The following is a 25,680-nucleotide window of genomic DNA, read 5'->3' on the forward strand; positions in this document are numbered from 1 at the left end:
CGCACAATGACCCATTCCGCCGCATTTCCTTTAGCGGAAAGCCCCCGCCTCACCGCCTTGCGCGCAAAAATCGGCTGGCTTTGCCAGGCGATCCGACTGCTCGCGATCGGCTACGCCATGCTCACGCTGTGGGGTTTCTACCACTCATGGGCGACGCGCTCGCCCTATGAGCTCGCGACGATGCGCCTGTTCGGGCTCGATGTTTCAGGCGCTTCGGAGGCTCAATGGAATACGGTGCTGGCGATGAGCCTCGCCTTGTGGCTGTTCGTCGCCACGCTCGCTTTCTGCGTCTGGCGGCTTTTTTCGACTTACCTCGAGGGCGCCGTGTTCTCGCTGGAAGCCGCCCTTTGGCTGCGCCGGACGGGCATTGCAGGCCTTGTGGCGATCGTCGCCGATTTCATCGAACGCTCCGCCGTCGTCTATACGCTCGCCGCGCATCTGCCGGAATCGGCGAACGCCAAACACATGTTCATCAGAACCGAGGACTTCGTGCACATCATCCTGGCCCTCATGCTGCTCGCCCTCGCCCATATCCAGAAAGCCGCGGCCGAGATCGCCGACGACAACGCCCAGATCGTATAATGCCGATCATCGTCAATCTCGACGTCATGCTCGCCAGGCGCAAGATGCGCTCGCGCGACCTCGCCCAGCAAATCGGCATCGCCGAGCAGAATGTCAGCCTGCTGAAATCCGGAAAGGTTAAGGGCGTGCGTTTTGATACGCTCGAAAAAATCTGCGAGATCCTCGACTGCCAGCCGGGCGATATATTGGAATATCGCCCACATGACCCCGCCGAGGGCTGACGCGCTCGGACAACTTCCTTTAAGGAGCCGTCGCGTGAGCGCATCCGGGGTCATGAAAGCCATAGCCCTCGGCGCGCTCACGCTGATTTTAGCGGCGGCCGTCGCTTTCGCCGTCCGCCCGCAATTGCGCGCGGCGCTGCTGGCCGAACTCAGCGATCCGGCGGACCTGCCCGCGCTCCCGACGGACGCGCGCATTCACTACGAGCCTCAGGCGCGCGCCTGCGCAGACCTTGTGGGGTCGATCCTCCCCGCCGCGATCATCAAGGTCGAAAGCGAGCATGGCCGCCCTTTCGCCAAGCCGCCGCTCGTCGGAATCTATGAAAACGAGAGGGCTTACGCCCGCGCCAACGGATTGGGCGATCCCGACGTCGTCGGCGTCTCCCGCGCCGGACGCGCCATGCTCTCTCCCCTACTCTGCAAGGAAGAGATCAACCGGCTGACCGGCGTGCTCACGCACGAATTGTCGCATGTCCATTTCTTCGGCTGGCGGCCGCGGAGCGCGCCGCGTCCGCCGCAATGGTTCACGGAAGGACTCGCCGTGATGGCCTCGGACGGAGGCGCGGCTGAAAATGTCAGCGAGACGGAGGCCGGCCGGGCGATCAGCCGAGGCTTCGGCGTCATTCTCGATCCGACGCCCTGGTCGAATTTTCAGGCGATCCCCTTCGCGGCCGAGCCGCCTTGCGAGGGAAATTGCGATCCGCGGAGCTTCCGGCAGCGCCTCGCCTATCGGCAAGCGGCGATGTTCGTGGCCTGGCTGCGCGGGCGCGATCGCGAGGGATTTTCCCGCCTGATGCGGACGCTCGAAAAAGGCGACAATTTCGACGCCGCGTTCAAAGCGGCGTTCGACGGAACGCCCTGGGAGAGGTGGAAGGACTTTTCATCCGCCTTTCAAGCCTCGCGGTAGAAAAGGGGCGAAAGCGGAATGTTGCGGTTGTCAGGCAGGACTTGTGGGAAGGGTCCGACTTTCGCAACAAACTTTTGCGCCCCGCAAGGCCGTGGTTTTCAACGGCGCGGCGATTGTTGCAAAAATGTTGATTTATGCGCGCGCCGGCGTCGCCAGCATGTCGAGCACGGGACATGACGGCGCGGGGTCGCCAGAACATTGGGCGATTGTTGCGGCGAGAATGCCCTCAAGTCTGGCGAGGTCGGCGAGTTTCGCCCGCACCTCGTCAAGGTGCGTCCGCGCAATCTCTCTCACGTCGACGCAGGAAACGCGGGACGGCTCGGCGAGAGCAAGCAGGGCGCGAATGTCCTCGATGCTAAATCCAAGCTCGCGAGCGCGGCGGATAAAGGCCAGCCGTCTGACATGCGCCTGTTCATAAGCGCGGCGCCCGCTCGCCGTCCGCGCCGGCTGCGGCATCAGCTCGATGCGCTCGTAATAGCGCACGGTCTCGAGATTAACGCCCGCCGCCGCTGCGAGTCTCCCAATTGTCAAAGGCTGCATGGATTTTTCTCTTGCACCCGTAGTCGCTACGGGGTGCAGGATAGCCCGACTGTCAAGGAAGGGCGAGCCATGACCATCAACGACGCCGCGCAAGAGACGACGCCAGCTGCGCCTCCCGCCAACCCCAACCCTGCGGCTCCAAAGTGGTTTGCAGCGTTGGGACTCGTAGCTGGGCTCGGCGCGGTCGTCGCCTCGTCGTGCTGCGTTATTCCGCTCGGTCTCGCCGCCATCGGCGCGGGCGCGGGCGTTTTCGGCGGCCTTGAGATGGTCGCCGCGTGGCGTATCCCGTTTCTGGCGGTCAGCGCCGCGGCTATTGTCGGCGGATGGGGCGCATGGTTGTGGAAGCGTCCGACTTCCTGCGTTTCCGGATCGTCTTGCGCGTCGCCGCAGCGATCCCGCGCGACGCTCGGGCTGCTTCTGTGCGCTTCGCTCATTGTGGCGCTGGCCGCGAGCTGGGGATATGTCGACCCCGTGCTGCTGAAGCTCCTGAAGGGGCGGTGAATGCAACTCGTCTCGACGATAACCTGCCCGCTTTGCGGCCATCAATCGGCTGAAGCCATGCCGACGGATGCGTGCCATTTTTTCTATGAGTGCAAGGGCTGCGGGGCGTTGCTCAAACCCAAGGCTGGTCACTGCTGCGTTTTCTGCTCCTATGGCGACGCTCCATGCCCGCCGATTCAGAAAGCTAAAGAGCAAGGCCGCACAGCCGGACGCCGCTCAGCGCAATAGGCGAGAAGCCGCCCTCTCAAGCGCCCCTCATGCTTCACGATAAAAAATCAGCGACAGCCCCACGATCATAAAAGCGACCGGCCAGACGAAGCCGGCGATCTTCCTTGCATCGCCTTCGAGGCGCAATTCGAGCCAGCGCGACCAGCCCGCCGCGACGCCCGCCAGCGCCAGTGGCGTATGGGTGATCTCGATCAGCGTCTCTTCCTTGAGATTGGCGAGCGCATGGGAATGGGTGAGCAGAAAGGCCGCCGCCGTCGCGACGCTGATCGGGAAGACGTAAGCCGCCCACCACGCCTTGATGCGTCCGAGACGCACCTGCCATTCAAAGAGGCCGAAGGCGACGATCAGCAGGGTGAGCAGGCGATGCTGCGCGATTTCGGGGTCGCGCAGGCTCTCGATGAGGCCGAGGCGCCCGAGCGGCCAGACGGTCTCGTCCGCGCGCAGGAAGAGAAAGCCGCCAAGTCCGAGAAAAACCAGCGGCCAATGCTTCATGAACGGCGCAAGGCCGCTGCTGGCGCGTTCGAGCAGCGCCATTACGCCCATGACGAAGACGAAGATCCCCGCCCAATGATGGTTATATTCCGACCAGGCGATGTCCGCGGGCGAACGGGGCGGATAGGCGCCCGGCGGCAGGTCCTTCAACGCTTCCGGCGGCAAGGCGGCCGAGAGCGTTTCGAAATCCGGGCTTTCCAGCCGGATGGGGAAGCGCGGCTCCAGCCGGTCGACAATCTCGGCGAAGCTCGCGCGGTCGTTCGGCAGATCGCGCGCCGGCGGTAACGAAGCGAGCGAGGCGGCGCAGAAGATGATCGTCAGGCCGATGCCGATCTCCGTCTCGGCGAAGCGGCGCGTGCGCAGAAGCGGCCCCGCCGGCTCGTCCTGGAGTTTGCGGACCGCGACGAAGTTCAGCCCGCCCAGCAGCAGCAGTCCCAGCAGCAGGATGATCTTTGCGCTGAGCATGAGGCCGTAGGAGGTGCCGTACATGGCCGGCGGCGTTCCGACGTAGAAGACCGCCATGAGCGCGCCGCCGAGAAGCAGCGCCGCGACCGCGCCGACGGACATATGCGAGAAGCGCCGGGCGACGAGGGCGCGCGCCTGCGGCTCCGCCACATCGGTCAGCGCCATGAGGAAAAAGGGAATGCCCCCGATCCATATGGCGGCCCCGAGCATGTGGAGAAACTCCCCCGCGGCCAGCGCGACGGCGCCGTCGAACTGGCTGGCCGCGTGGGTGGAGCCCGCCTGCACGCCGAGAAGCAGCGCCGACAGCACCGGCGCCGCCGAGCGGATGGCGCCGTCGCCGCGATGCGCCCGCCTTGCGACGAGCGCGATGACGGCGGCGAGCATGGCCGCCATCAGGTCGACCGCGACGGCGCGCGCCCCGGCCGCCTCGTGGACGGGAATTTCCAGCGTGCCCACCAGCATGACGGTGAGCGAGGCGGCGGCGAGCGCCTCCGCCGCGAGGAGACCGCCGGCGGCGAGAAAAATCAGCCGCAATGCGCGCCGCTCGAGCGCGCCGGCGGCTCCTGCGAGACGCGGCGCGAGCGGCCAGACCAGCATCAGCAGGAAGACGAGACCGCCGACCGTCACGCTCTGCGCGGCGAGGATGACGCCGCGCAGCACCACGGCGAGGAAGCCGTATATGTCGACGAAGAGCTGCATATCAGCGGTTCACCACAAAGGGGATGTCGCCCTGGGTGATGTGGCCGTCCGGGCTCAGCGTCTGCCAATGCAGGCGGTAGCGCCCGGCGGTCAGGCCCGTCGCCCTCGCCTTCAGCGTATCGGCCGAGCCCGCGTCGAGGATCGGCAGCGCCGTGACGGCGCCGTCGATCTTGAAGAGCTTCATCGTCGAACGCTCGGCGTCGATGCGGCTGTTGAAACGGATCTCGATCGCAATCTCGTCGCTCTTGATCGTCTCCTCGGAGCGAGGAAATGAGGCGACGACCAAAGCGTGGGCCCAGGCGGAGCCGCTGATGAGAGCCGCAAGGGCGCAGACGCCCAAAAAACGAAAAAGCTTCATGAGTCGACCGGTTAGCGCCCGGATGGGCTCAGGTCTCGCCGCTTAACCGATTTTCCGACACATTAGCAATGGCGTGGGCCTCGCCGCTCATTTGAGGAAGACATAGATGTCGACGTCGACATTGGCGTCTTCACCTTTGAAATCAGTTAGATACTCTTCGACGATGAGGTCTTTCGTATCGAGCCCCTTCTCGTCGAGATAGGCGGCGATGGCCTCGTAGGTCGCGTCGATCTCGTCATAGGCGCCGCGATGCTGGAATTTCAGCGCCTTCCCGGCCGGAGACGCCCCGATCTCGACGCCGTCGGCGAGCTTCGGCTTTCCCTCCGGCGCGGCGGCGAGAGGCGCCATCGCCTCGAAAGTGAAGCCGGCGTCGTCGGTCTTGGTGAAGACGGCGACGGGCCGGCCGTTCACGGCGAGGCCCGCCTTTTTCACCGCCGCGTTGAGCTTCGTCAGAGCCTCGGAAAGCGTCTTCGCGGCGCCCTCCCATTTGCCCTGCCCCTTCAGCAAGGCGGCGGGACGGGCGTCGACCGTGACGGTCTCGCTCATCACCGAAGGCGCGGCGTCGGGGGTCCCACCCTTCGCCGAGTCGGCTTTTTCGTCCGATTTGGCGGTCTCGGGCGCCGCCGGCGTCGCCGCGGCCGACTTGTCGGGCGCGGATTGCGCCGGCCTGTCATCCTCCTCAACAGCGCCGGGGAACATGCGGCGCTCGGCGATGATGGCGGCCGAGGCGACGAGAAGCGTGAAAATCGCCAGCGCACGCCAATGGGTGCGCAGCGCGTCGATCAGACCCGGTTCCTCGTCCATTCCTGCTCAGTCCCTTTTCCGGCGGGGGCGATTCGTACTAAAGTTTTCGCGCGCAATTGCGACAGGCGTCGGGCGGCGCAAAGTAGCGCCCGAGCGGCGCAGTCTCTATATACCAGCGCGCCTGAATGGAAAGACGAATGCCGCATCCGCTCGACAATCACCCTATCCTTCGCATGAACGGCGCGGGCAATGAAATCCTCGTGCTCGATCTGCGCGGGACGGATCATGTGCTCGCCCCGGAAGAGGCCCGCGCGATCGCGGCCGCTCCAGGGCTGCGATTCGATCAGCTCATGGCGCTGCACGATCCGCGCGAGGCGGGCGACGACGCCTTCATGCGCATTTACAATATCGACGGCTCGCTCTCGGGCGCCTGCGGCAACGGCGCGCGCTGCGTCGCTTATGCGTTGGCGCGCGAAGGCAGGGAGCGGCTCTCGCTCGCGACCGACGCCGGACGGATCGAGACCCGGCGCGAGGCGGAAACGGTCTTCACCGTCGATATGGGGCGGCCGCGCCTCGATTGGCGCGACATCCCGCTCGCGCGCGAAGCCGACACGCGCGCGGTGGCGCTCGAACCCGCGGCTCCCGGCGCGCCCGCGCAATTTTCGGCCGTCAGCATGGGCAATCCGCACGCGGTTTTCTTCGTCGACGACGCGCAGGCCGTACCGCTTGCGAGCTTAGGCCGGGCGATCGAATGTCACCCGCTCTTTCCCGAGCGCGCCAATGTCTCTTTCGCGCAGATTCTTTCGCGCGACGACATCCTGCTGCGCGTTTGGGAGCGCGGAACGGGCGCGACCAAAGCCTGCGGCTCCGCCGCCTGCGCGACGCTCGTCTCGGCCGCCCGAGCGGGACTTACGGAGCGGCGCGCGCGGCTTCGTTTGCCGGGCGGCGACCTCTTCATCGAATGGCGCGCCGACGACCATGTCCTGATGACCGGACCCGTGGAGTTCGAATTCGAGACGCGCCTGACCGCGAAGCTGTTCGAAGGCGCCGCCGCGTGAGCGCGCAAGCGCCCGAGCTTGCGAAGAAGGCCGACGTCGTCACTTTCGGCTGCCGGCTGAACATCGTCGACAGCGAAGAACTCGCCCGCCAATTTGCAGGCGACGGCGCGGTCGTCGTCAACACCTGCGCCGTCACCAATGAAGCGACGCGCCAGGCCCGCCAGGCGATCCGCCGCCTGCATCGCGAAAGGCCGGAAGCGCCGATCGTCGTGACGGGATGCGCGGCGCGCATCGATCCGCAGAGCTTCGCGGCGATGGAAGGCGTCGCTCGCGTCGTCGCCGATGAGCAACCCAATCGCGCGCGGACCGCCGAAGAAGGCACGCGCGGCTTTCTCGCCGTGCAGAATGGCTGCGACCATAGCTGCACCTTCTGCGTCATTCCCGCCGGGCGTGGCGCATCGCGCTCCGTCTCCCCGCAGGAGGCGCTTGCGCAGGCGCGCGCCTTGGTCGAAAGCGGCAAGCAGGAGATCGTTCTCACCGGCGTCGACCTGACGAGCTATGACGCGGATGGGATGAGGCTCGGCGGCCTCGTGCGGCTCCTGCTGCGCGAGCTGCCGGCGCTGCCGCGCCTGCGCCTTTCCTCGATCGACTGTATCGAGGCCGACGCGGACCTCCTCATCGCCCTCGCTGAAGAGGAGCGTCTCTGCCCGCATCTGCATCTCTCGCTTCAATCGGGAGACGATCTGATCCTGAAGCGTATGAAGCGGCGCCATTCGCGCGACGACGCCATTCGCTTCTGCGCCGCATTAAGGAGCGCCCGGCCGGAAATGGTTTTCGGCGCGGATTTCATCACGGGCTTCCCGACGGAAACGGATGAGATGTTCGAGCAGACCGTGGCGCTCGTCGACGCATGCGGGCTGACGCATCTGCATGTCTTTCCCTTCTCGCCCCGTCCCGGCGCGCCGGCGGCCCGTATGCCGCAGCTTGCGCGCGACGTCGCGAAGACGCGCGCCGCGCGTCTTCGCGAGGCGGGCGAGAGAGCGTTGATCCGCCATCTCGACGCCCAGGTCGGGAGATCCTTGCGCCTCCTGACCGAACGCGGGGGGATGGCGCGCGCCGCGGATTTCACGCTCGCGCATATGCCGGGGATCGATGCGGGACGCCTGATCGACGCCCGCGCCGCAGGACATGACGGGCGCGCCCTGATTGTCGCGCCGTTTACGTCTTGGTGAGGGCGGCGGTGCGGTTGCGAATGACTTCGAGAAGCGCATCGCACAAGGTCGCGGCGACCGCGTCATCGTCCGATTGCGCCAATGCGCAGCGAAAAGCGGCGACGATCTCCGCATAGGCCTCGGCGCCGTAGAGGTTCATCACGGCGCTCAACATGCCCATGGCGGTCCCCTCGACGGAGGCTCCCATCTTGATGTCTCCTTGAAAATTGATCGCCTCAAAAAGCCTTTGCGCCAAGTCAGATAGACGAGAGGCGGGCGGAGAGGATAGCTTTGTGGCGAGTCGCGCGGTTCAACGAGATTCGCAGCCGGCCGTCCCCGCAGCGCAGCGGAACCGCACAGTCAACCATGTATGGAGCAATATCGCAGATTCGACTCGGTTGTCAACCATATATGGTTGAATAGCGTGAGCGCGACGAAGTCCGAGCATTTGCAGGAATTCGCCGAGCGCGTACGCGCCCTCGTCGCGCCCTATGGTTCGATCGCCAAGGCCGCGAAGGCGCTGGAGATTCCGGAAAATACGCTGCGCCGGGCCTGCGCCGGAAGAAACGAGCCGCAGGCGCCGCTCCTCATGGCGCTCTCGACCAAGCTTGACGTCTCCATGAGCTATCTGCTCGGACTGTCGGACGATCCGGCCGTCGCATCGTCGCCGGGCGCCGCAAGCGGGGCGGAGCTGCAGCTTCGTCGCATTCCCAGTCTCGATGCGTGCGTCGCGGCGGGACGAGGGGCCGCCGCGAGCGCCGTGGCGATCGACCAGATGCTCGCCTTTCCGCAATGGATGTTGCGGAAGCTCGCGCCGCCGGGCGCAAGGCTCTCTTTCATGCGCGCGGAGGGCGACAGCATGCAGCCGCTCTTCAATGACGGCGCGCTTCTGCTCGTCGATGAAAGCGACGCGACTCTGCGCGACGCCGCGTCCAAGACGGATCGCGCGGCCGAGGAAGGCGCGATCTATGCTTTCGAACAGGCGGGCGCCTTGCGCGTGAAGCGCCTGCGTAAAACGAAGAGCGGCGACATCGTCGTCATCAGCGCCAATCCCGCCTATGATCCGGAGCTTCTGACGGGCGCCGACGCGAAACGCATCAAGCTGCTCGGCAGGATCGTCTGGTGGGATAACCGGCTGTGACGCGTCTTACTTTGCGCGATAGGAGATGCGATAGATCGCCCCGTTCTGATCGTCGGTGACGAGCAGCGAGCCGTCGGCGAGCTCGGCGACGTCCACCGGCCGCCCCAGATAAGCGCCCTGCCCCGTATTCCAGCCTTCGGCGAAGGGCGTCGTCACGCCGCCATCGCCATTTGGCCCCAGCTTCGTGAACATTAAGCGCGCGCCGATCGGCGCGCTGCGATCCCACGAGCCGTGTTGCGCCGAGAAAATCCCCCCGCAATATTCGGACGGAAACATATCGCCGCGATAGAAGGTCAAGCCGAGATCGGCCGCGTGCGCCGCCTCCTCCACCTGCGGAAAGACGAGGCCCTCGGGCGGCGCGTCCTTCGCATATTCATGCGTGCGCACATGACCGCCGCCATACCAGGGAAAACCAAAGGAGAAACCGGGCCCGTCGGCGCGGTTGATTTCGCCGGGAGGAATGTCGTCTCCCATGCCGTCGACCTGATTGTCGGTGAACCAGAGCCGCCCTTGCCGGTCGAAGGCGAGGCCGACGGAATTGCGCAGGCCGGTCGCGAAAACTTCGCGTCCCGAGCCGTCGGCATTCATGCGGACGATTCCGCCCATCCCCGTTCTGTCATAGAGCGCCAGCCTGTCGCGCGGCGCCACATTATGCGGCTGACCGAGGGCGATATAGACCTTGCCGTCCGGCCCGACCTTGCAAACGCGCGCCGCGTGACCGCGGCTCTCTTCGCTGCGCGGGATGAGGTCGCCCGCCTTCACGATGATCTTCGCGATGGAGCCGGCTTCCCGCCAGCGATTCTCCGCGTCGTCGATGCGCGTCACGCGATTGCGCTCGACGAGAAATAGCGCGCCGTCATCGGACAAGCACACGCCATGCGGCATGACCAGGCTTTCAGAGGGCGACAGAATATCGACGGACTTCGCGCTGTCTTTCCCGGGCGTGATCACATAGGCGCGCTTTTCATCCGTGCCGACGAAAATCGCCTTCCCTTCTCGTCCAATGGCGAGCGTGCGCGCATTCGGAGCCAAAGCGTAGAGCGAGATCGAAAACCCTGGCGGCAGCTTGATGCGCGCGAGCGTGGCTTCGATCTCACGCCTTTGAACCGCCGGATCGGGCGCGCGCGTTCGACCTGCGAACGCATAAACCGCCGTTGCGGCGCCGATCGAGACGAGGGCGAGACGGAACAGCTTCCGCATGATCGAGCCTGTTTTGAAAAAATCTCCGCCGGAAAGAGAATGCCGCAATATTCGAAAAGCAAGCAAGGCCGCCTTTGCGGCCCTGCTTCATCGCTTCGCTTCGTCAGAAGCCCGCGGTCTGGTCGGTTCCACGATTCTGCGAGGTCGAGCCCATGCCCGCCGCCCCGCCTTCCTCCCAATAGGGCGTCGAGCCGAAATGCTGATGCAGTCTCGACTCCCAATCGCGATTGGACCAGCTCGTCTCGTCATATTCCGGCGCGTTCTTGAGCTGGTCGGCGGTGACGTTCGTCACATAGCCGCCAAGGTTCGTATCGTATTTGAACGCTTTCCAGGGCAAAGGATGCTCGCCTTCGCCGATGCCGAGGAACCCGCCAAAGGTCATGATGGCGTAGCGAATCACGCCGGAAACCTTGTCGATCATCAGATGATCGATCTGACCGATCTTGTTGCCCGAGGGATCATAGACCGCCGTCCCCTCGACATTCTCGCTGGAAATCAGATTGCCGCCTTGCGTCGCCATTCCCATCGTCGCCTCCTAAAAGCGCATTGCGGGCTTTTTCGCAGGCCCGCTGAGCCCAGAGAACGAATCTTCGCAGCGAATGTTCCCGTAAGCGGCGGCGCGCCGACTCGACATCTGGCGACAGGCGTGCGGCTCTCGGCGGCGGAGCGCCTTTCGCCGAGGCCGAAAACAGTTTAATGCAGCGCGAATGCTCGCAAGCGGCATGCAGGAAAGGAAGTGATGGGCTCGGAAATCGCGGTAAGCTGGGAAGTCCTCGAGATAATCTGGATCAACATTCTGCTTTCCGGAGACAATGCGATCCTGATCGCCCTCGCCTGCCGGGGCTTGCCGGTCAAGCAGCGGCGGTGGGGCGTCTTTCTCGGCGCGCTTGGCGGCGTCATCCTGCGCGTGATCTTCACGCTGCTCGTCGTTCAGATGATGAGCATTCCATATCTGAAAGCCGTCGGATCGCTGCTTCTCCTCTTCGTGGCGGTCAAGCTGCTGATCGACGAGACCGAGCACTCGGACGTGAAGGCCAAGCCGGATTTAATCGGCGCGGTCATCGCGATCATCATGGCGGACGCCGTGATGTCGCTCGACAATGTGCTGGCGATCGCGGCGGCGGCGCGCGGCTCGACCTATCTCATTATTTTCGGCCTCGCGCTTTCCGTCCCGATCGTGATGTTCGGCGCGGGCTTCCTGCTCAAGGTCCTCGAGCGCTTTCCGGTTCTGGTCTGGGCGGGAGCGGGTCTGCTGGGCTGGGTCGCGGGAGAGATGGCCGGGTCGGACCCGGCTTTATTCGAGCGCCTGCACGGCTTCGACCATGCCGCGCTGGAATATTGGCTCTCCGCCGGCGGCGCGGCGTTCGTGCTCATCGTCGCCTTCGCCGTGAAATTCTACCGGCAGTGGCGGGAAGATCAGGCCGACGAGGAAAAGCGCAAGACGTGACGCGAATGCGTCGCGCCGACTGCGGAGAATGAGCGAGCCAAGTTCGGGTCTCGAAAAGCGGCTCTCGAAATCAGCCGCGCAGACCCTGCTTGGCGACGGGCTGCTGGGGATCGAGCTGCAAGGCGCGCTGATAGGATTCCTGCGCCTTCTGACGATTGCCGTTCTTGTCATAGGCGAGGCCGAGCCAGGCCCAGGCTTGCGCGCTCTTGTTGTCGACATTGAGCGCCGCGTTGAAGTCCTCGATCGCCTTGTCGTATTTGCCGAGCGCGACGAGGCTTTCGCCGCGCGCCTGATAGGGCGCCGCCGCGAAGGGATCGCGATCGATCGCATTGTCGAAATCGCTGACGGCGCGGGCGTTGTCGCCGCGCTTTTGATGGATCAGGCCGCGCGCATGGAAGGCCTGGGCGTTTTCGGGGTTCAGACGAATCGCATTGTTGAGATCGTCGATCGCCTGATCGAGATTGCCTTGCGCGCGGAGCAGATTGGCGCGGCCGAGATAGGCCGGCGCATGGTTCGGATTTGCCTGGATGGCGTGATCGAAATCGGCGCGGGCCGCATCGTTCTGTCCGGCCTGACGGCTCGCCAACGCCCGGTTGGTATAGGCGGCGGCGTTGTCCGGATCGATCTTGATGGCCTGCGAGAAGTCGGCGATCGCCTCGCCGAAACGGCCGACGCGCGCATAGGCGACGCCGCGCGTATTATAGGCCTCGGCGCTGCTGGGATTGCGCCGGATGACTTCAGTGAGCGAATCGAGATTCGCGGACGCCGCCTTTGGGTCGGTGTCGGTGATTTCGGCGATGCCGCGCCCGGGCGGCCGGATGCCGCTCGCCGTCTCGCAGCCCGCGAGCAGAAGCGCGGCGAGCGCCGCGCCGCTCAGGAGCGTTCCGCGCGGGGAGAGAGGAGACAAGCGAAACGACGTCTCCGCAAGGCGGATGCCCATGCCTGAAAACCCTCTCAATGCGACTTCAACCTGACTGAGTTCTTGCCGGACGCGGTTAAAAAAGCGTCTTCATATGGCAGGAATTCGACAGAATCAGCAGTCGGCGGGCCCTATCAGCGGCCGGTGGCCTTGGCCTTCACCGGGAGCAGGCCTTCGCGCTGCAGCTTCTTGCGGGCGAGCTTGCGGGCGCGGCGGACGGCTTCAGCCTTCTCGCGGGCGCGCTTCTCGGACGGCTTCTCGTAATGGCCGCGCAGCTTCATTTCGCGGAAAATGCCTTCGCGCTGCATCTTCTTCTTCAGCGCCTTCAGAGCCTGATCCACATTGTTGTCGCGAACGAGAACTTGCACGAAACCATCCTGCTGTCTGTGGGGCGGCTCAGCGGGAATCGCCCCGTGAGTCTGTCCGAATTGGGAATAGGTCGCCGGGCGCTGACGGAGCGCCTGACCCGTGGACTGGGGAAATAGCAGAGTCGCCCCCCGCTGTCCATGCCCGGCGCGTCGAAAATGGGGGCGGCGACCGAGACGCTTGCGTGCGTTGCGCGTTATATTATAACGTCGTTTATGGCCGACGCGACTTCCCAGGCTCACTCCCACGCCCACGACCCCGCGGTCGGGCATGTCCATGCGCCGAATCGCGTCAAGGCGCAAAAGCGGGCCGCTCGCCTCTCCCTTCTCGAAAGCTCAGCGACAGAGCGCCTGCTTGGCGTCGCGATCGCTCTCGCCGCTCTCTGGGCCGGCGTTTTCTGGGCGCTTCGCTGACGATGCGCGCGGCGCCCGGGCCAATCCGGCTCGTCAATCTGACGCTCGGCTATGACCGACGTCCGGCCGTCCATCATCTCGAAGGCGAGATCGCGCCGGGCGCGACGCTCGCCGTCTGCGGCCCGAACGGCGCGGGCAAATCCACGCTGCTGAAAGCGCTGGCCGGCCTGTTGCCGCCGCTCGGCGGCCGGATCGAAAGACCGGACGCGACGGCGCGGGACATCGCCTATCTTCCCCAGCTCCTCGAAGTCGACCGCTCCTTTCCCATCAATGTACGTGACTTCGTCGCCATGGGCGCGATGCGCCGGATCGGCCTTTTCGGCCGTCTCGACGCCGCCGAACGGGCGCGGACAGGCGAGGCGCTCGAACGCGTCGGCCTCTCCGGCATGGAGGACAGGCCGATCGACACTTTGTCGGGCGGACAGATGCAGCGCGTGCTGTTCGCGCGCCTCATCGTGCAGGACCAGCGCGTCATCCTGCTCGACGAACCCTTCGGCGCCATCGACGAGGCGACCACGCAGGATCTTCTCGGCCTCATCGCCCATTGGCGCGGCGAGGGCCGCACCATCGTCGCTGTTCTGCACGAGCTCGATCTCGCGCGGCGGGCGTTCCCCGAGACCTTGCTGCTCGCCCGCGAGCGGATCGCCTGGGGCGAGACGCGCGGCGCGCTTTGCGCCGAAAATCTGGCGCGCGCGCGGGCGATGTCGGAAGCCTTTGATCGTCAGGCGCGCGAATGCCTGCGCGACGAAGAAGCCGAACATGCTCACTGACGTCTTCATCTCCCCCTTCGTCGATTACGAATTCATGCGCCGCGCGCTCGTTGGCTCGCTCGCCCTCGCTGTGTCGGGAGCCCCGCTTGGCGTCTTTCTCATCCTGCGCCGCATGTCGCTCGCGGGCGACGCGCTCTCCCACGCCGTTCTGCCCGGCGCCGCCATCGGCTATCTCGTCGCGGGCCTTTCGCTGCCGGCAATGACCTTTGGCGGCCTTGTCGCGGGACTCGTCGTCGCGATCGCCACCGGCGCCGCCTCGCGCTTCACGACGCTTCGCGAAGACGCGTCGCTCGCCGCCTTCTACCTCGTCTCGCTGGCGCTCGGCGTCACCCTGGTCTCGCTCAAGGGATCGAGCGTCGATCTCCTGCATGTGCTTTTCGGATCGGTCTTCGGCCTCGACGACGCCGCGCTTTTCATGCTGGCGGGCGTGTCGACCCTGACGCTCCTCACGCTCGCGATCTTCTATCGCGCGCTGGTGCTGGACACGCTCGACCCGCTCTTCCTGCGCCAGACGAGCCGCTTCGGCGAGTTCATTCCCTTCCTTTTTCTCGGCCTCGTCGTCCTGAATCTCGTCGCGGGCTTTCAGGCGCTCGGCACGCTGATGGCTGTCGGCCTCATCATGCTGCCCGCCGCCGCCGCCCGCCTCTGGACGCACGAACTCTCGGCGGCGCTGCCGCTCGCGGCCGGAGTCGCGTCGCTTTGCGTCTATGCCGGGCTCGTCTTCTCCAACGAGACCGGCGCGCCGACCGGCCCGGCCATCATCCTTGCGGCCGGGCTCTGCTATTTCGCCTCGCTGGTTTTCGGCCGCGCCGGCGGCGTGTTGCGGCTCAAGCGGCCGCGCCGGCATCTCGCAGGGTGACAGTCATGCTTACACGTCGATTTTTTCTCGCCGTTCTCGCTTCCGCGGTCGCCCCCCCCGCCCTGGCGGAAGACGCAAAGCTCGCTGTCGTCGCCAGCTTCTCGATTATCGGCGATCTCGTGACGGAAGTCGGCGGCGACCGCGTCGCCGTGACGACGCTCGTCGGTCCCGACGGCGACGCGCATGTCTATCAGCCGACGCCCGCCGACGGCCGCAAGATCGCGCAAGCGCGGCTCATCTTCGTCAACGGGCTCGGCTTCGAGGGCTGGCTGGGGCGCCTCATCGCCGCCGCCAAAAGCAAGGGAACGATCGTGACGCTCGGCAAGGGCGTCGCCGCGCGCCCCGGGGAGGAAGGGACGGACCCGCACGCCTGGCAGGACGTCGCCAACGCCAGGATCTACGTCGCGGAGATTCGGGACGCGCTTGTCGCCGCCGATCCGCAGGGAGCCGAAGCCTATCGCTCCCGCGCCGACGCCTATCTCGTCAGGCTCGACGCGCTCGACGCCGAAATCGTCAAGGCGCTGGGCGCCATTCCGACGGAGCGCCGCCGCGTCGTCTCGACCCACGACGCCTTCGGCTATTTCTCGGCGCGCTACGGCGTCGAGTTCATTGCGCCACAGGGCGTCTCGACCGAGGCCGAGGCCAACGCCCGAGACATCGCCCGCATCATCCAGGCCGTGAAGGCCAACAAGGTTGGCGCGGTGTTTCTGGAGAACGTCTCCGACCCGCGGCTCGCGAAGCGCATCGCCGCCGAGACCGGCGCGCGCATCGGCGGCACGCTCTATTCGGACGCGCTGTCGGAGCCCAAGGAGGGCGGCGCGAATTATATCGACATGATGCGCCACAATGTTAGAGAATTGACCAAAGCCCTGGCGCCTTGACGGCGTTGGGCGGTGGGCAGGTCGGCGGTCGTCAAGCGCGCGCCCACCGCCGAAGCCCGATTGCCTTCTCCTCAGGAGAAAATATGACCGACAAAATTCCCGTGACCGTCATCACCGGCTATCTCGGCGCCGGCAAGACCACTCTCCTCAACCGCATCCTCACCGAGCAGCATGGCCGCCGCTACGCCGTCATCGTCAATGAGTTCGGCGAGATCGGCATCGACAATGATCTCGTCGTCGGCGCGGACGAGGAAGTGTTCGAGATGAACAATGGCTGCATCTGCTGCACGGTGCGCGGCGATCTGATCCGCATCATCGAGGGACTGATGCGCCGGCGCGGCAAGTTCGACGCCATCATCGTCGAAACGACGGGCCTCGCCGACCCCGCGCCCGTCGCGCAGACCTTCTTCGTCGACGCCGACGTGAAGGACGCCGCGTCGCTCGACGCCGTCGTGACCGTCGCCGACGCCAAATGGCTGAGCGACCGCTTGAAAGACGCGCCGGAAGCCAAGACGCAGATCGCCTTCGCCGACGTCGTCATTCTCAACAAGACCGACCTCGTGTCTCCCGAGGCGCTGGAAGAAGTCGAGGCGCGCATTCGCGGCATCAACCCCTACGCCACGCTGCATCGCGCCGTGAAGGCGAATGTGCCGCTCGACGCGGTGCTGGCGCGCAACGCTTTCGATCTCGACCGTATTCTCGAGATCGAGCCGAGCTTCCTCACGGTCGAGGAGCATGATCATGACCATCATCATGGCCATGCGCATCATGAGCGCGACCACGATTGCGGACCCGGTTGCGACAATCCCGAGCATCATCGTCACGATCATGCGCATGACCATCATGACCATGATCACGGCCATGAATGCGGCCCGGATTGCGGTCACGATCATCATCCCCACGATCATGACGGCCACGGCCATCTGAAAGCGATTCACGATGCGGAGATGCAGTCGATCTCGCTGCGTCATCCGGGCGAAGTGGACCCCGAACGCTTCGTGCCTTGGCTGAACGAGCTCGTTCAGAAGGAAGGCCCGGACATCTTACGCTGCAAGGGCATCGTCGCCTTCAAGAACGAGCCGCGCCGTTTCGTTTTCCAGGGCGTGCACATGATCCTCGACGGCGATCTGCAACGCGAATGGAAGGATGGGGAAGAACGCGAGTCGCGCCTCGTCTTCATCGGCCGCAAGCTGAAGGAAGACCTCATCCGCAACGGCTTCGAGACTGTCGTTTCCTAGGACCGCCGAGACGTCCGGCCGCTGTTGAGCGCGCCGCGCGGCGACGCAGCCGGAGATGCGCGTCGACGTCAGCGAGGCCGACGCGCATGAGTAATTACTCGTAGCAGACGATCTCGCGCTCGCCGGCGAAGATTTCGGCCATGCGCGCGGCGTCGCCGGCCTTGCGGCGCGTCAGGAAACGCGGGCGGCGGTTGCGCAAGGGAGAGGCGCCGCGCCGCGGATAGCCCTGAAGCGGCGCGCCGGGCGCGTCCACCTGCGCGAGTTCGCCATCCTCATTGGCGAGGCGCGGCAGGCCGAGCCAGCTCGCCCAATATTTCCAGTCGGCCGCGGCGTCGCCGCAATCCTGCGTTTCCCCCAGCACCACGTCGAGATCGCGGTCGCGATGGGCGAGCGAGAGGCGGTAGCAGGGCGCGCCGTCGCGGCCTTCCACCACGTCGAGCGCCACGCCGTCATAAGCGGGCACCGGTACGGCGATCATCATGTCGACGCCGCTGAAGCGGCGGGAAATCAGAATGTCGCTGCGGGTGACGCGCACCCGGCGCGCGCCGCCGTCCGCGCGCCAGTCGCGTTGCACGAGAACCGCTTCCTCGGTCTTGCGCGCGTTGGTGGCTTCGAACATGGACCCCTCCAAAAAAATCGGGCTCGACCCGTTTGTCCATGCGATCTTGTTCCGAGCGTGCGGCCAAAGCGCTAAAAACCCTGGTGAATCGCGCGTAAACCATTGGGTTTTCGCGGTAATTGCGCGGCCAAGGTAAATGGAGGCAAACGGGATCGCTCAAATTGTCCGCATTTCGCGCTTGCGAACGTCTTGCGGCCGGGCGTCGCCTCCCCTACTGCTTTTCGTCGATGTCTCCCGCCTTGTCCGACCACCCCGCCTTTCTGACGCGCCTCGAAGCTGCCGCGCGCGAAGCAGGCGAGATCGCCATGCGATATTTCAGGCCGGGCGCGCTCACAGCTGCGGCGATTTCCTATAAGGGCGGAGGTTCGCCGGTCACCGAGGCCGATTTCGCCGTGGACCGTTTTCTCTTCGAGAAAATGCGCGGCCTCGCTCCGGAGGCGGGCTGGCTCTCGGAGGAGACGGCCGACACCGAAGATCGGCTCTCGCGCGAGAGACTCATCATTGTCGACCCCATCGACGGCACCCATGCGTTCACCCGCGGCGACGAGCGCTGGGCGGTCTCCATCGCGCTGATCGAAAGCGGCCGCCCGGTCGCCGGCGTGGTCCACGCGCCGGCGCGCGAGGAAACCTTCACCGCCGCACGGGGCCACGGCGCCTGGCTCAACGGCGAGCGCCTGACGATCCCGGCCCGCGCGACGCTCGCCGGCGCGAGGGTCATCGCGCCCCGCCCGCTCCATGCGCGCATCGCGGCGCTGCCGCAAAACATCGCCATCGCGCCGCGAACGCCCTCTCTCGCCTTGCGCCTCGTGGATATCGCCGCAGGCCGCCACGACCTCGTCATCTCCTCGCCCAATGCGAGGGATTGGGACATTGCGGGCGCCGATGCGATCCTGCGGGAGGCCGGCGTTGGACTCGAAGAGGTCGAGGACGGAGAAATCACCTATAATCGCAGCTCGTCGAAACGCGGCATGCTGGTCGCCGCGCCGAAATCCCTCATTGAGGAAACCCGCAACATAGCCCGCACCGTTTCGGAAGGAATAGACTGGTCATGACAAAGCAGACGAAGGAAAAGCAGCTGTTGCATCTCGTCTTCGGCGGGGAACTCGAGACGCTCGACGGCGTGACCTTCCGCGATCCCTCGAAGCTCGACATTGTGGGCGTCTTTCCCGACAATGACAGCGCGCTCGCCGCCTGGAAGGCGAAGGCGCAATCGACGGTCGACAACGCGCATATGCGCTACTTCGTCGTGCATCTCTACAAGCTGCTCGACCCCGAGCACGAGAAGCTCTGAGCGCATGGGCGCGGCGCTCTTCCAAAAATTGCCGGTTTCGAGAAGAATAAACCATCCCGTTCCGGGGCGGCGCCGGCAGCGCGCAAGGAGCCGCCGCCTCTGATCGCGCTGCGCCTGGGCGGAACCGCTCGAACGCGGGTAAGGTGATCGATCGCACAGGTCCATCGCGCGCTTTATGCGAAAGGCCGGATTCCATTCTTCGCAGCGCGCTCTGGCGCAAAGAGCGGCCGCATCGGGCAATAAGGAAATATGCCGCTTCTGACCCTTTATCGATTGGCGACCATCGCTGCGACGCCCTTCGCCGGCGCCGCGCTGCACTGGCGCGCGTCCGAAGGGAAGGAAGATCCGGCGCGTCTCGACGAAAGGATGGGCGTCGCCTCTCGCGAGCGTCCCGAAGGACGGCTCGTCTGGCTGCATGGCGCAAGCCTTGGCGAGACCGTTTCGCTCCTCCCGCTGATCGATCGTTTCATCCAGCGCGGCGCCGAGGTGCTCGTGACGAGCGGCACGGTCTCCTCGGCGCGCTTGCTGCAGGCGCGCCTGCCCGCCGGCTCTTTCCACCAATATATGCCGCTCGACGCGCCGAAATTCGTCGATCGCTTTCTGGACTATTGGCGCCCGGACATCGCCATCTTCGCGGAATCCGAGCTCTGGCCGAACATGGTCTCCGCCGTTCGCGCGCGCGGCGTCGCGCTCGTCCTCGCCAATGCGCGGATCTCGCGAAAATCGGCCGAGCGTTGGAGCAGCGCGCCGGGCGTGGCCCGCGCCGTCTTCGGCATGATCGATCTCTGCCTTGCGCAGGACTCCGAAAACGCGGCGCGTTTCCTTGCGCTCGGCGCGCCCTGCGTGCGCATCGCCGGCAATCTGAAATTCGACGTGCCGCCGCCCCCGGTCGACGCGGCCCGGCTGGCCGAATTCAACGGCGCTCTCGGCAATCGCCCGGTCTGGGCCGCCGTGTCGACCCATGCCGGCGAAGAGGAGATCATCCTCGACGTCCATGCTGAACTCGTCAGACAGATTCCCAATCTGCTGACCGTGATCGCGCCGCGCCATCGCGAAAGGGGCGCGGAGATCGCGGCGCTCGCCGAGGCCAAGGGCCTGCCGGCGCTTTTGCGCACGCGCGACGGCGAGCCGCGGCGCGATTCCGGCGTCTATGTCGCTGATACGATCGGCGAGCTGGGCCTTCTCTTCCGCAGCGTCGGCGTGGTCTTCATGGGCAAGTCGCTCGTTCCCGGCGGCGGGCAAAATCCGATCGAGCCGGCCAAGCTCGGTTGCGCCGTGCTCTACGGTCCGCATGTCGAGAATTTCAACGAGGTCTATGGCGAACTCGCCGCCGCCAAGGCCGCCGCCCGCGTCGCAGACGGCGCGGCGCTGACGCGCGCCGTACAATATCTGCTCGCGGAGCCCGCGCGCATGCGCCGGATGGGACGCGCCGGCGCCGAGACGGTCGAAAAGCTCGGCGGCGCCTCGCGCGGCATCATGACCGCGGTGGAGCCTTTCCTGGCGCAAATCGCCGCCGCGGAGCGGTAAATTGCGCGCGCCCGACTTCTGGCGGGCGGACGGAATCGTTCCACGGCTGCTCGCCCCTCTAGGAATACTTTACGGCGCCGTCGCCGCGCGGCGATTGCGCCGAAAGGCGCCGCGCGCCGCCTTGCCGACCATCGTCGTCGGGGGAGTGACCGCCGGCGGCGACGGCAAGACGCCGCTGGCGATCGCGCTCGCGGATATTCTTGCGGGGACTGGCGAAACGCCGGCAGTGCTCACGCGCGGTTACGGGCGACCGACAATTTTTGAGATGAGCGCCAAATGCCTCCCTTTTACGGGGAGATCGACGGTCGAAGACCGTCGGGTGGGGTCGGCACTAACAGGCTTTGATGAGCCTTCACCCCACCCGACCCCGCTTCGCGGGGCCACCCTCCCCGTAAAGGGGAGGGATGAGCGCGTGTCCAGTATCGATGAGCTGAACGCGTATTCAGCTGACGCGGTCGGCGACGAAGCGCTGCTCCTCGCCCGTCACGCCATGACGATCGTCGGCGCGGATCGCGTCGCCGGCGCGAAACTGGCGCAAGAGAAAGGCGCGACCGTTCTGATTCTGGATGACGGCCTCCAGAGCCGCCGGCTCATGCCGGACCTTGCCTTGCTCGCGATCGACTCCAACTATGGCGCGGGCAATGAGCGCTGCATCCCCGCGGGGCCGCTGCGCGCCCCGCTCGACGCCCAACTGGCCGCCGCCGACGCCCTCGTCGTGATTGGCGATGGCGCCGCAGGAAAGGCCATCGCGGCGCGAACGGCCAAGCCGGTCTTTCAGGCGCAGATCGTTCCCGACGTCCAGATCGCGCGGGAGCTAGAGGGCGTGCGCGTCGTCGCTTTCGCGGGGATCGGGCGGCCGGAGAAATTTTTCCAAACTCTTCGGAACATCGGCGCCGAGGTGATCGAGACGCGCGCCTTCCCCGATCATCATCGCTTCGGCGACGCCGACATTGCGGATCTGAAAAGACTGCGGTCGAGATGCGGCGCGCGGCTGGTGACGACTTCAAAGGACGCGATGCGGCTGCGCGGCAGCGGCCTCGAAGTCTGCGCTCTGCCGATCTCGCTCGCCCTGACGAATATGGACGGTCTCGCCGCGACGCTCGGCCAAGCGATCGAACGCGCCCGCGCGGTCAGGGCTTCTTGAGCAGGCCGAGCTTCATGAGCTTGGCCTCGGGCCCGGCATAGGCCTCCTGCAAATCGACGTTCCAATAACGCAAATCTTCGAGCGGGATGGGCTCGCCGGTGACGGCGCAACGCACATAGGCGCCCGGCTTGCGGACGCGATATTCGCCGTCGAGATATTCCACTTCTGCCTCGCCGGCCGGCTGCGGCGTTCGTTCGTAGCGGTTCATGCGAAATCTTCTGTTGAAGCGCCGCGAGAGCGGCTGTCCCGTCAGTCGCCTGATCGACGAGATGATCGACCTCATGGGTGAAAGACCTCCAACCCTGCGGCCGCGTTGAGCCATCATAGCAGCGAGAAGGGCGCCGGACAAAGGCCGTGAAGCGCATTGACGATCACAAAAACGGACGACCACAAAAAACGGGGCCGCCGCAGCGACCCCGCTCAAAATCCTCAAAGAAAGCCGGACGCTATCTTACGCGGAAAGATAGCGGACGACGGTCGGCGCCTGGGTGATGATCAGGATGATCACGCCGATAACGCCGAGGGCGATGAGGAGCGGCTTTATTTTCTGAGCCGCCGGGTTGGAAGAAGCCATGGTTTTTCCTTTTCTTAGCGCGCATCTTGTTGAAAGAACTGCAATTTATTGCGCAAATAAAGGCTAAGTTAAATGCAGTAGTCTGTAAATCGAATCCGCCCCTGAAAGTGAGTATTCCATCGGATCATTTTGTCGCACCCCAGACTCGGCTTGCGGGGTCGGCCGCCCGCCGCGCCATCGGCCCGATCCGCTATTCCCGTCTTGTTCCCGTCTCCATTCGCGCTTAGCCTTTTGCGCGAGTGCCGGTTTTGATTCGTCGAGTCAGCTACCGCGAACGCTGTCAAGTTCGCGTTTCGATGGGATCACGACAATGGATCGGGACACGATCGGCGATCTCGCCGACTCCACACCCTTCGGCGGCGACGACGCTGATTATGCGAGCCGCCCCTCCAAAGCCAAAACGGTGACCGAACGGGCTTTCGTCGTCACGCAGGGCAAGCATCGCTTTTATTCGGTCGTCCTGCCGAGCGATCTTCTGGCGCAGACCTGCGCAGTCGAAGCGCGCGCGGAGAACCCGATCGACGGTTTCCAGCGGCTTCTGGACGAGCGCCGCGCCAAATCCATCGCCCGTTATATCGATGCGGGATTCGGCACGGTGCCGGGCGCCGTCGTCCTCTCGGCGCAGGCCCGCGCGCATCTGACCTTCGACAAGGAGGCCGGCGCGCTGACCTTCCGCAAGGACCCGAGAGCTTTCCTCATCATCGACGGCCAGCATCGCGTCTTCGGCTTCAAGCTCGCCAAATCCTCGGTGAGCGTGCCTGTCGTCATCTACAACAGGCTCACGCGCGCGCAGGAATGCCGCCTGTTCATGGACATCAACACGAAGCAGCGGCCCGTGCCCAATGAATTGCTGCTCGATATTCGCCGCCTCTCCGAGGTCGAGACCGAGACCGAGGCGCTGCTGCACAATGTCTTCGACCTGTTCAACACGCGCAAGGACAGCGCGCTTGCGGGCCTTCTGAGCGCCTCCGAACGGAAAAAGGGCATGATCTCGCGCGTGACGTTCAACGCCGCGCTGCGTTCGATCAAGGCAGCCTTTGTCGGCGCGCCGGCGGAAGAGGTCTATCCCGTCCTCAACGCCTATCTGCGCGCCTGCCGGCACGGGCTCGGACTCCACGCGATTGACGAGAACATCGCCAATCCCGCTTTGTTCAAGGCGCTGATGCTGCTCTTCACCAATGTCGCCGAGCGCGTCGCCGACCGCCATGGCGGCAAATATACGGTTGGCAATTTCGAGGAAGTGCTGATCCCCTTCTTCCGCCGCTTGAAGAAGAGCGATCTGCCGCGCGCCGGCATGACCCATATCGTGCTGCACGAGCATTACAGCAAGGCGCTAAGCGCCGGCTTCAACCTCAAGCAATGGCTCTTCGCCTGAGGGCGGCTCGGGATGGCCGCGCGTGGTGAGCCCGTGCTCGGTCTTCTCCCAGTGAAAGGGGTTGCGCCACAGTTCGAACAAGGCGCGCCCGCACGCGACGCTCAGCATGAAGAGCCACAGCGGCAGCAAGAAAAACGCCGTGCGACGGCCGGGGAGATTGCGCCGCCGCATCCCGAGCAGGAGCGGCCAGAGAAGCGCCGCCGCGCCTGATAAGGCGACGAAGCACCAAAGAGCGCTGCACGCGGTCTCGAAGATTGTTTTTGGCGCAAGCAGCGCGCCGAAAACCGCATCGTAAGCGAGTCTGCCCATCAGGAGCGGGCCGAGCAACGGCCCCAAGACGCCGCCGACGAACATGGCGAGAACCGCGACGGCGCGCCTTGCGCCAAGATCGGCGAAGAGCCGCGCCGGATGGCGGCAATGCGCGATGGCGGTCTGCATCCAGCCCTTGAACCAGCGCGTGCGTTGTTTCACCAAGGCGCGAAATTCCGCCGGGGCCTCCTCGAAAGTGTGCGACTCGAATGTGCGCACATGAAAGCCCGCGCGCGCCAGACGCAGTCCGAGATCGGCGTCCTCCGTGACGTTGTAAGCATCCCAGAAGCCGATTTCACGCAAGGCGTCGAGGCGGAAATGATTTGACGTGCCGCCGAGAAAGATCGGCAGAGCGAGCGCCGCGAGCCCCTTATTGTAGACGTCGAAAAGCGCGGCGTATTCCAGCGCGAAAAGCTCCGTCATCCAGTTGAGGCCGCCATTGTCGATGACCAGACTCGCCTGCAGACAGGCGACGTTCTCTGGCGCGGCGGCGAAGAGCGCGGCGGCGCGGCGAAGCTGGCGCCCGTCCGGAATGTCCTCCGCGTCATAGACCGCGACGAGAGAGCCGCGCGCGAGCGGCATGGCGATATTGAGCGCGCGCGGCTTGGTGCGCGGAACGCCTTCGGGGGCGACGACGATCTCATGCGGCGCGCGCGGCGGACAGGCGCGCAGCGCCGCCGCCGTCGCCTCGTCGTCGCATTCGACGACGAATTTGACGTCGAGTTTGGCGCGCGGATAGTCGAAGCGATCGATCGCGCGGGCAAGCTGGCGCGCGACCGACGCCTCCTTATAAAGCGCGATGACCACCGTATAGACCGGGAGGCGCGCATCCTCGATCCAGCCGGGCGTCTCCTCCCGCATGAAGCTCGCGCCGCAAGCGGCGAGACGCAGAAACACGCTCGAGAGAAAGGCGCCGGCAAGGAAGAACGCCGCTGGAAGGCTCAACGCCTCGACGGGAGCGAGAAGGCAAGCGATCACGCCGGCGAGAAACGCCGTCGCGAATGCGAGGGGCCCGAGCCGCAGAGATCCGCGCACGCAAAGATCCTGATCGACGCGCTCGGCGGAGAAGCTTGCGGCGCGCGCGAGTTCGGGCGGATAGGCGGCCCGCAGCGCTTCTGAAAAGCGCGCGCGCGTCGTGACGGCGAAGAGCGGCCGCCCTCTCGCGGCCCGCGCGACGCTCATCAGGCGGAAAATTTCCGTGCCCCTCGGCGCGAAGAGCCAGCGCAGGCCGCGCCTGTCCTCGCGCAGCCGCAAATATCCTTCGCTCGCGGTTGCGAAGACCCCCGGCGCGAGGGCGACGTCTTCGTCGAGATACGCCACGCGTAGATGGTCGGCGAGCGCGCGGTAAAAAACCTCTTCCGAGACGACGCCCTCCGCGATCAACACCGCGTCGGCCGAAACGCCCTGACGGCGCGCGACCGACGTCGCATAATGCAGCGCTTCCACGGGAACGCCGTAATTGACCAGAAAAGCGATTTCGACCGGCGGCGGACGCGGCGCGCTTTCCCGGACGTCCGGAGCGCGCCGCGCCGACGGCGGCTCTATCGACGGACGCGGACGGAAACTCTGCGCCGAACGTGGATGGGGAACGGAATCGGCGGGAAAAGGGTCGACCGGCGCCATGCTCATGAACTAAAAACTCTATGAAGAAATGCGCTGCTTGA

The 25,680-nt window shown here is 65.3% G+C and carries 30 protein-coding genes and 2 pseudogenes; 19 read left to right on the forward strand and 13 right to left on the reverse strand.

Annotation, left to right across the window (positions count from 1 at the left end):
* Positions 1–6 precede the first annotated feature (6 nt).
* Genes MMG94_RS06885 through MMG94_RS06895 form a run of 3 tightly spaced genes read left to right on the forward strand, consistent with a single transcriptional unit; the run spans position 7 to position 1,707 of the window.
* Positions 7–582 carry a DUF2975 domain-containing protein gene (locus MMG94_RS06885; RefSeq protein WP_016917998.1) on the forward strand — a complete coding sequence of 192 codons (576 nt, stop codon included), beginning with the start codon at positions 7–9 and terminating at the stop codon, positions 580–582.
* Positions 582–803: a helix-turn-helix domain-containing protein gene (locus MMG94_RS06890; protein ID WP_016917999.1), complete on the forward strand. Its 222-nt coding sequence runs from the start codon at positions 582–584 to the stop codon at positions 801–803. The genes MMG94_RS06885 and MMG94_RS06890 overlap by 1 nt, the downstream gene beginning before the upstream one ends.
* Positions 804–837: 34 nt before the next feature.
* Positions 838–1,707, forward strand: coding sequence for a hypothetical protein (locus tag MMG94_RS06895; RefSeq protein ID WP_154419959.1), 870 nt, complete (start codon positions 838–840; stop codon positions 1,705–1,707).
* A gap of 132 nt (positions 1,708–1,839) precedes the next feature.
* Here MMG94_RS06895 and MMG94_RS06900 read toward each other — a convergent pair whose 3' ends face one another.
* Entirely contained in the window at positions 1,840–2,247 is a 408-nt protein-coding gene (locus MMG94_RS06900) for a MerR family transcriptional regulator (RefSeq protein ID WP_016918001.1), read from the reverse strand.
* A gap of 69 nt (positions 2,248–2,316) precedes the next feature.
* Here MMG94_RS06900 and MMG94_RS06905 point away from each other — a divergent pair, with 69 nt between their 5' ends.
* Both MMG94_RS06905 and MMG94_RS06910 read left to right on the forward strand, forming a co-directional pair.
* The gene (locus tag MMG94_RS06905; protein WP_026015974.1) at positions 2,317–2,748 is read left to right on the forward strand and encodes a mercury transporter MerT; all 432 of its coding nucleotides are present in this window, start codon (positions 2,317–2,319) and stop codon (positions 2,746–2,748) included.
* A complete protein-coding gene (locus MMG94_RS06910; protein ID WP_081495556.1) occupies positions 2,749–2,976 on the forward strand; it encodes a GDCCVxC domain-containing (seleno)protein in 228 nt (75 codons plus the stop codon). It abuts the gene before it with no gap.
* A 27-nt stretch (positions 2,977–3,003) separates the two neighbouring features.
* Here the strand turns inward: MMG94_RS06910 and MMG94_RS06915 are convergent, their stop codons facing one another.
* The 3 genes from MMG94_RS06915 to MMG94_RS06925 all read right to left on the reverse strand — a co-directional run bounded on the left by MMG94_RS06915 (position 3,004) and on the right by MMG94_RS06925 (position 5,794).
* Positions 3,004–4,632, reverse strand: coding sequence for a copper resistance D family protein (locus MMG94_RS06915; RefSeq protein WP_016918003.1), 1,629 nt, complete (start codon positions 4,630–4,632; stop codon positions 3,004–3,006).
* A gap of 1 nt (position 4,633) precedes the next feature.
* Entirely contained in the window at positions 4,634–4,990 is a 357-nt protein-coding gene (locus MMG94_RS06920; RefSeq protein ID WP_016918004.1) for a copper resistance CopC family protein, read from the reverse strand.
* A gap of 87 nt (positions 4,991–5,077) precedes the next feature.
* On the reverse strand, positions 5,078–5,794 hold the full coding sequence (locus MMG94_RS06925) for a GyrI-like domain-containing protein (RefSeq protein ID WP_016918005.1): 717 nt from the start codon (positions 5,792–5,794) through the stop codon (positions 5,078–5,080).
* 137 nt (positions 5,795–5,931) lie between these two features.
* Here MMG94_RS06925 and dapF point away from each other — a divergent pair, with 137 nt between their 5' ends.
* Together dapF and MMG94_RS06935 are read left to right on the forward strand one after the other, a co-directional pair.
* Entirely contained in the window at positions 5,932–6,792 is an 861-nt protein-coding gene (gene dapF, locus MMG94_RS06930) for a diaminopimelate epimerase (RefSeq protein WP_016918006.1), read from the forward strand.
* On the forward strand, positions 6,789–7,964 hold the full coding sequence (locus tag MMG94_RS06935; protein WP_016918007.1) for a MiaB/RimO family radical SAM methylthiotransferase: 1,176 nt from the start codon (positions 6,789–6,791) through the stop codon (positions 7,962–7,964). Before dapF ends, MMG94_RS06935 begins: the two co-directional genes overlap by 4 nt.
* Here the strand turns inward: MMG94_RS06935 and MMG94_RS06940 are convergent.
* A complete protein-coding gene (locus MMG94_RS06940) occupies positions 7,951–8,151 on the reverse strand; it encodes a hypothetical protein (RefSeq protein ID WP_154419957.1) in 201 nt (66 codons plus the stop codon). The two genes, MMG94_RS06935 and MMG94_RS06940, sit on opposite strands and share 14 nt — an antisense overlap.
* A 216-nt stretch (positions 8,152–8,367) precedes the next feature.
* On the opposite strand from MMG94_RS06940, the gene MMG94_RS06945 reads away from it, so the two are divergent.
* Positions 8,368–9,084, forward strand: coding sequence for a S24 family peptidase (locus MMG94_RS06945; protein ID WP_157212414.1), 717 nt, complete (start codon positions 8,368–8,370; stop codon positions 9,082–9,084).
* Positions 9,085–9,090: 6 nt separating this feature from the next.
* On the opposite strand, the gene MMG94_RS06950 is transcribed toward MMG94_RS06945, so the two are convergent.
* Entirely contained in the window at positions 9,091–10,284 is a 1,194-nt protein-coding gene (locus MMG94_RS06950; RefSeq protein WP_026015975.1) for a PQQ-dependent sugar dehydrogenase, read from the reverse strand.
* Between the two features lie 103 nt (positions 10,285–10,387).
* On the reverse strand, positions 10,388–10,810 hold the full coding sequence (locus tag MMG94_RS06955; RefSeq protein WP_040578745.1) for a PRC-barrel domain-containing protein: 423 nt from the start codon (positions 10,808–10,810) through the stop codon (positions 10,388–10,390).
* Positions 10,811–11,023: 213 nt separating this feature from the next.
* Between MMG94_RS06955 and MMG94_RS06960 the strand changes: the two genes are divergently transcribed.
* On the forward strand, positions 11,024–11,731 hold the full coding sequence (locus MMG94_RS06960; RefSeq protein WP_016918012.1) for a TerC family protein: 708 nt from the start codon (positions 11,024–11,026) through the stop codon (positions 11,729–11,731).
* A gap of 70 nt (positions 11,732–11,801) precedes the next feature.
* Here MMG94_RS06960 and MMG94_RS06965 read toward each other — a convergent pair whose 3' ends face one another.
* The gene (locus MMG94_RS06965) at positions 11,802–12,671 is read right to left on the reverse strand and encodes a tetratricopeptide repeat protein (protein WP_016918013.1); all 870 of its coding nucleotides are present in this window, start codon (positions 12,669–12,671) and stop codon (positions 11,802–11,804) included.
* A gap of 128 nt (positions 12,672–12,799) precedes the next feature.
* Positions 12,800–13,018 (reverse strand): annotated as a pseudogene (rpsU, locus tag MMG94_RS06970) (30S ribosomal protein S21); the annotation flags it as partial.
* Between the two features lie 413 nt (positions 13,019–13,431).
* Here rpsU and MMG94_RS06975 point away from each other — a divergent pair.
* From MMG94_RS06975 to MMG94_RS06990, 4 genes are all read left to right on the forward strand, one after another.
* Positions 13,432–14,199, forward strand: coding sequence for a metal ABC transporter ATP-binding protein (locus MMG94_RS06975; RefSeq protein WP_016918016.1), 768 nt, complete (start codon positions 13,432–13,434; stop codon positions 14,197–14,199).
* The gene (locus tag MMG94_RS06980) at positions 14,189–15,058 is read left to right on the forward strand and encodes a metal ABC transporter permease (RefSeq protein ID WP_026015976.1); all 870 of its coding nucleotides are present in this window, start codon (positions 14,189–14,191) and stop codon (positions 15,056–15,058) included. The genes MMG94_RS06975 and MMG94_RS06980 overlap by 11 nt, the downstream gene beginning before the upstream one ends.
* Before the next feature lie 5 nt (positions 15,059–15,063).
* Positions 15,064–15,939 (forward strand): metal ABC transporter substrate-binding protein, encoded by an 876-nt coding sequence (locus MMG94_RS06985; RefSeq protein WP_016918018.1) that lies wholly within the window; start codon positions 15,064–15,066, stop codon positions 15,937–15,939.
* An 83-nt stretch (positions 15,940–16,022) separates the two neighbouring features.
* Positions 16,023–17,177: a CobW family GTP-binding protein gene (locus MMG94_RS06990; protein ID WP_016918019.1), complete on the forward strand. Its 1,155-nt coding sequence runs from the start codon at positions 16,023–16,025 to the stop codon at positions 17,175–17,177.
* Positions 17,178–17,271: 94 nt separating this feature from the next.
* Here MMG94_RS06990 and MMG94_RS06995 read toward each other — a convergent pair whose 3' ends face one another.
* Positions 17,272–17,796: a DUF6101 family protein gene (locus MMG94_RS06995; RefSeq protein WP_016918020.1), complete on the reverse strand. Its 525-nt coding sequence runs from the start codon at positions 17,794–17,796 to the stop codon at positions 17,272–17,274.
* Between the two features lie 227 nt (positions 17,797–18,023).
* Here MMG94_RS06995 and MMG94_RS07000 point away from each other — a divergent pair, with 227 nt between their 5' ends.
* From MMG94_RS07000 to lpxK, 5 genes and pseudogenes are all read left to right on the forward strand, one after another.
* Positions 18,024–18,848: an inositol monophosphatase family protein gene (locus tag MMG94_RS07000; protein WP_016918021.1), complete on the forward strand. Its 825-nt coding sequence runs from the start codon at positions 18,024–18,026 to the stop codon at positions 18,846–18,848.
* Entirely contained in the window at positions 18,845–19,087 is a 243-nt protein-coding gene (locus tag MMG94_RS07005; protein ID WP_016918022.1) for a DUF4170 domain-containing protein, read from the forward strand. Before MMG94_RS07000 ends, MMG94_RS07005 begins: the two co-directional genes overlap by 4 nt.
* Positions 19,088–19,336: 249 nt before the next feature.
* Positions 19,337–20,614: a 3-deoxy-D-manno-octulosonic acid transferase gene (locus MMG94_RS07010; protein ID WP_016918023.1), complete on the forward strand. Its 1,278-nt coding sequence runs from the start codon at positions 19,337–19,339 to the stop codon at positions 20,612–20,614.
* Between the two features lie 94 nt (positions 20,615–20,708).
* Positions 20,709–20,804, forward strand: a pseudogene (locus tag MMG94_RS07015) (tetraacyldisaccharide 4'-kinase); the annotation flags it as partial.
* Positions 20,805–21,026: 222 nt separating this feature from the next.
* The gene (gene lpxK, locus MMG94_RS07020; RefSeq protein ID WP_016918025.1) at positions 21,027–21,758 is read left to right on the forward strand and encodes a tetraacyldisaccharide 4'-kinase; all 732 of its coding nucleotides are present in this window, start codon (positions 21,027–21,029) and stop codon (positions 21,756–21,758) included.
* On the opposite strand, the gene MMG94_RS07025 is transcribed toward lpxK, so the two are convergent.
* Both MMG94_RS07025 and MMG94_RS07030 read right to left on the reverse strand, forming a co-directional pair.
* A complete protein-coding gene (locus tag MMG94_RS07025; RefSeq protein ID WP_026015977.1) occupies positions 21,745–21,966 on the reverse strand; it encodes a DUF2093 domain-containing protein in 222 nt (73 codons plus the stop codon). The genes lpxK and MMG94_RS07025 overlap by 14 nt on opposite strands.
* Before the next feature lie 243 nt (positions 21,967–22,209).
* Positions 22,210–22,332 carry a hypothetical protein gene (locus MMG94_RS07030; protein ID WP_016918027.1) on the reverse strand — a complete coding sequence of 41 codons (123 nt, stop codon included), beginning with the start codon at positions 22,330–22,332 and terminating at the stop codon, positions 22,210–22,212.
* Between the two features lie 310 nt (positions 22,333–22,642).
* Between MMG94_RS07030 and MMG94_RS07035 the strand changes: the two genes are divergently transcribed.
* Positions 22,643–23,707, forward strand: coding sequence for a DGQHR domain-containing protein (locus tag MMG94_RS07035; RefSeq protein WP_016918028.1), 1,065 nt, complete (start codon positions 22,643–22,645; stop codon positions 23,705–23,707).
* On the opposite strand, the gene MMG94_RS07040 is transcribed toward MMG94_RS07035, so the two are convergent.
* Positions 23,666–25,645, reverse strand: coding sequence for a glycosyltransferase (locus MMG94_RS07040; protein ID WP_154419955.1), 1,980 nt, complete (start codon positions 25,643–25,645; stop codon positions 23,666–23,668). The two genes, MMG94_RS07035 and MMG94_RS07040, sit on opposite strands and share 42 nt — an antisense overlap.
* Between the last annotated feature and the right edge of the window lie 35 nt (positions 25,646–25,680).

The organism is Methylocystis parvus OBBP (genome assembly GCF_027571405.1).
In the GTDB taxonomy this organism is placed as follows: domain Bacteria; phylum Pseudomonadota; class Alphaproteobacteria; order Rhizobiales; family Beijerinckiaceae; genus Methylocystis; species Methylocystis parva.

What these genes read in the sequence shown, in the direction of transcription:
- MMG94_RS06885 (WP_016917998.1), top strand. Translation starts at nt 7, where the DNA reads ATGACCCATTCCGCCGCATTTCCTTTAGCGGAAAGCCCCCGCCTCACC.
- MMG94_RS06890 (WP_016917999.1), top strand. Translation starts at nt 582, where the DNA reads ATGCCGATCATCGTCAATCTCGACGTCATGCTCGCCAGGCGCAAGATG.
- MMG94_RS06900 (WP_016918001.1), bottom strand. Translation starts at nt 2,247, where the DNA reads ATGCAGCCTTTGACAATTGGGAGACTCGCAGCGGCGGCGGGCGTTAAT.
- MMG94_RS06905 (WP_026015974.1), top strand. Translation starts at nt 2,317, where the DNA reads ATGACCATCAACGACGCCGCGCAAGAGACGACGCCAGCTGCGCCTCCC.
- MMG94_RS06910 (WP_081495556.1), top strand. Translation starts at nt 2,749, where the DNA reads ATGCAACTCGTCTCGACGATAACCTGCCCGCTTTGCGGCCATCAATCG.
- MMG94_RS06915 (WP_016918003.1), bottom strand. Translation starts at nt 4,632, where the DNA reads ATGCAGCTCTTCGTCGACATATACGGCTTCCTCGCCGTGGTGCTGCGC.
- MMG94_RS06920 (WP_016918004.1), bottom strand. Translation starts at nt 4,990, where the DNA reads ATGAAGCTTTTTCGTTTTTTGGGCGTCTGCGCCCTTGCGGCTCTCATC.
- MMG94_RS06925 (WP_016918005.1), bottom strand. Translation starts at nt 5,794, where the DNA reads ATGGACGAGGAACCGGGTCTGATCGACGCGCTGCGCACCCATTGGCGT.
- dapF (WP_016918006.1), top strand. Translation starts at nt 5,932, where the DNA reads ATGCCGCATCCGCTCGACAATCACCCTATCCTTCGCATGAACGGCGCG.
- MMG94_RS06940 (WP_154419957.1), bottom strand. Translation starts at nt 8,151, where the DNA reads ATGGGAGCCTCCGTCGAGGGGACCGCCATGGGCATGTTGAGCGCCGTG.
- MMG94_RS06950 (WP_026015975.1), bottom strand. Translation starts at nt 10,284, where the DNA reads ATGCGGAAGCTGTTCCGTCTCGCCCTCGTCTCGATCGGCGCCGCAACG.
- MMG94_RS06955 (WP_040578745.1), bottom strand. Translation starts at nt 10,810, where the DNA reads ATGGGAATGGCGACGCAAGGCGGCAATCTGATTTCCAGCGAGAATGTC.
- MMG94_RS06960 (WP_016918012.1), top strand. Translation starts at nt 11,024, where the DNA reads ATGGGCTCGGAAATCGCGGTAAGCTGGGAAGTCCTCGAGATAATCTGG.
- MMG94_RS06965 (WP_016918013.1), bottom strand. Translation starts at nt 12,671, where the DNA reads ATGGGCATCCGCCTTGCGGAGACGTCGTTTCGCTTGTCTCCTCTCTCC.
- MMG94_RS06975 (WP_016918016.1), top strand. Translation starts at nt 13,432, where the DNA reads ATGCGCGCGGCGCCCGGGCCAATCCGGCTCGTCAATCTGACGCTCGGC.
- MMG94_RS06980 (WP_026015976.1), top strand. Translation starts at nt 14,189, where the DNA reads ATGCTCACTGACGTCTTCATCTCCCCCTTCGTCGATTACGAATTCATG.
- MMG94_RS06985 (WP_016918018.1), top strand. Translation starts at nt 15,064, where the DNA reads ATGCTTACACGTCGATTTTTTCTCGCCGTTCTCGCTTCCGCGGTCGCC.
- MMG94_RS06990 (WP_016918019.1), top strand. Translation starts at nt 16,023, where the DNA reads ATGACCGACAAAATTCCCGTGACCGTCATCACCGGCTATCTCGGCGCC.
- MMG94_RS06995 (WP_016918020.1), bottom strand. Translation starts at nt 17,796, where the DNA reads ATGTTCGAAGCCACCAACGCGCGCAAGACCGAGGAAGCGGTTCTCGTG.
- MMG94_RS07000 (WP_016918021.1), top strand. Translation starts at nt 18,024, where the DNA reads ATGTCTCCCGCCTTGTCCGACCACCCCGCCTTTCTGACGCGCCTCGAA.
- MMG94_RS07005 (WP_016918022.1), top strand. Translation starts at nt 18,845, where the DNA reads ATGACAAAGCAGACGAAGGAAAAGCAGCTGTTGCATCTCGTCTTCGGC.
- MMG94_RS07010 (WP_016918023.1), top strand. Translation starts at nt 19,337, where the DNA reads ATGCCGCTTCTGACCCTTTATCGATTGGCGACCATCGCTGCGACGCCC.
- MMG94_RS07025 (WP_026015977.1), bottom strand. Translation starts at nt 21,966, where the DNA reads ATGAACCGCTACGAACGAACGCCGCAGCCGGCCGGCGAGGCAGAAGTG.
- MMG94_RS07030 (WP_016918027.1), bottom strand. Translation starts at nt 22,332, where the DNA reads ATGGCTTCTTCCAACCCGGCGGCTCAGAAAATAAAGCCGCTCCTCATC.
- MMG94_RS07035 (WP_016918028.1), top strand. Translation starts at nt 22,643, where the DNA reads ATGGATCGGGACACGATCGGCGATCTCGCCGACTCCACACCCTTCGGC.
- MMG94_RS07040 (WP_154419955.1), bottom strand. Translation starts at nt 25,645, where the DNA reads ATGAGCATGGCGCCGGTCGACCCTTTTCCCGCCGATTCCGTTCCCCAT.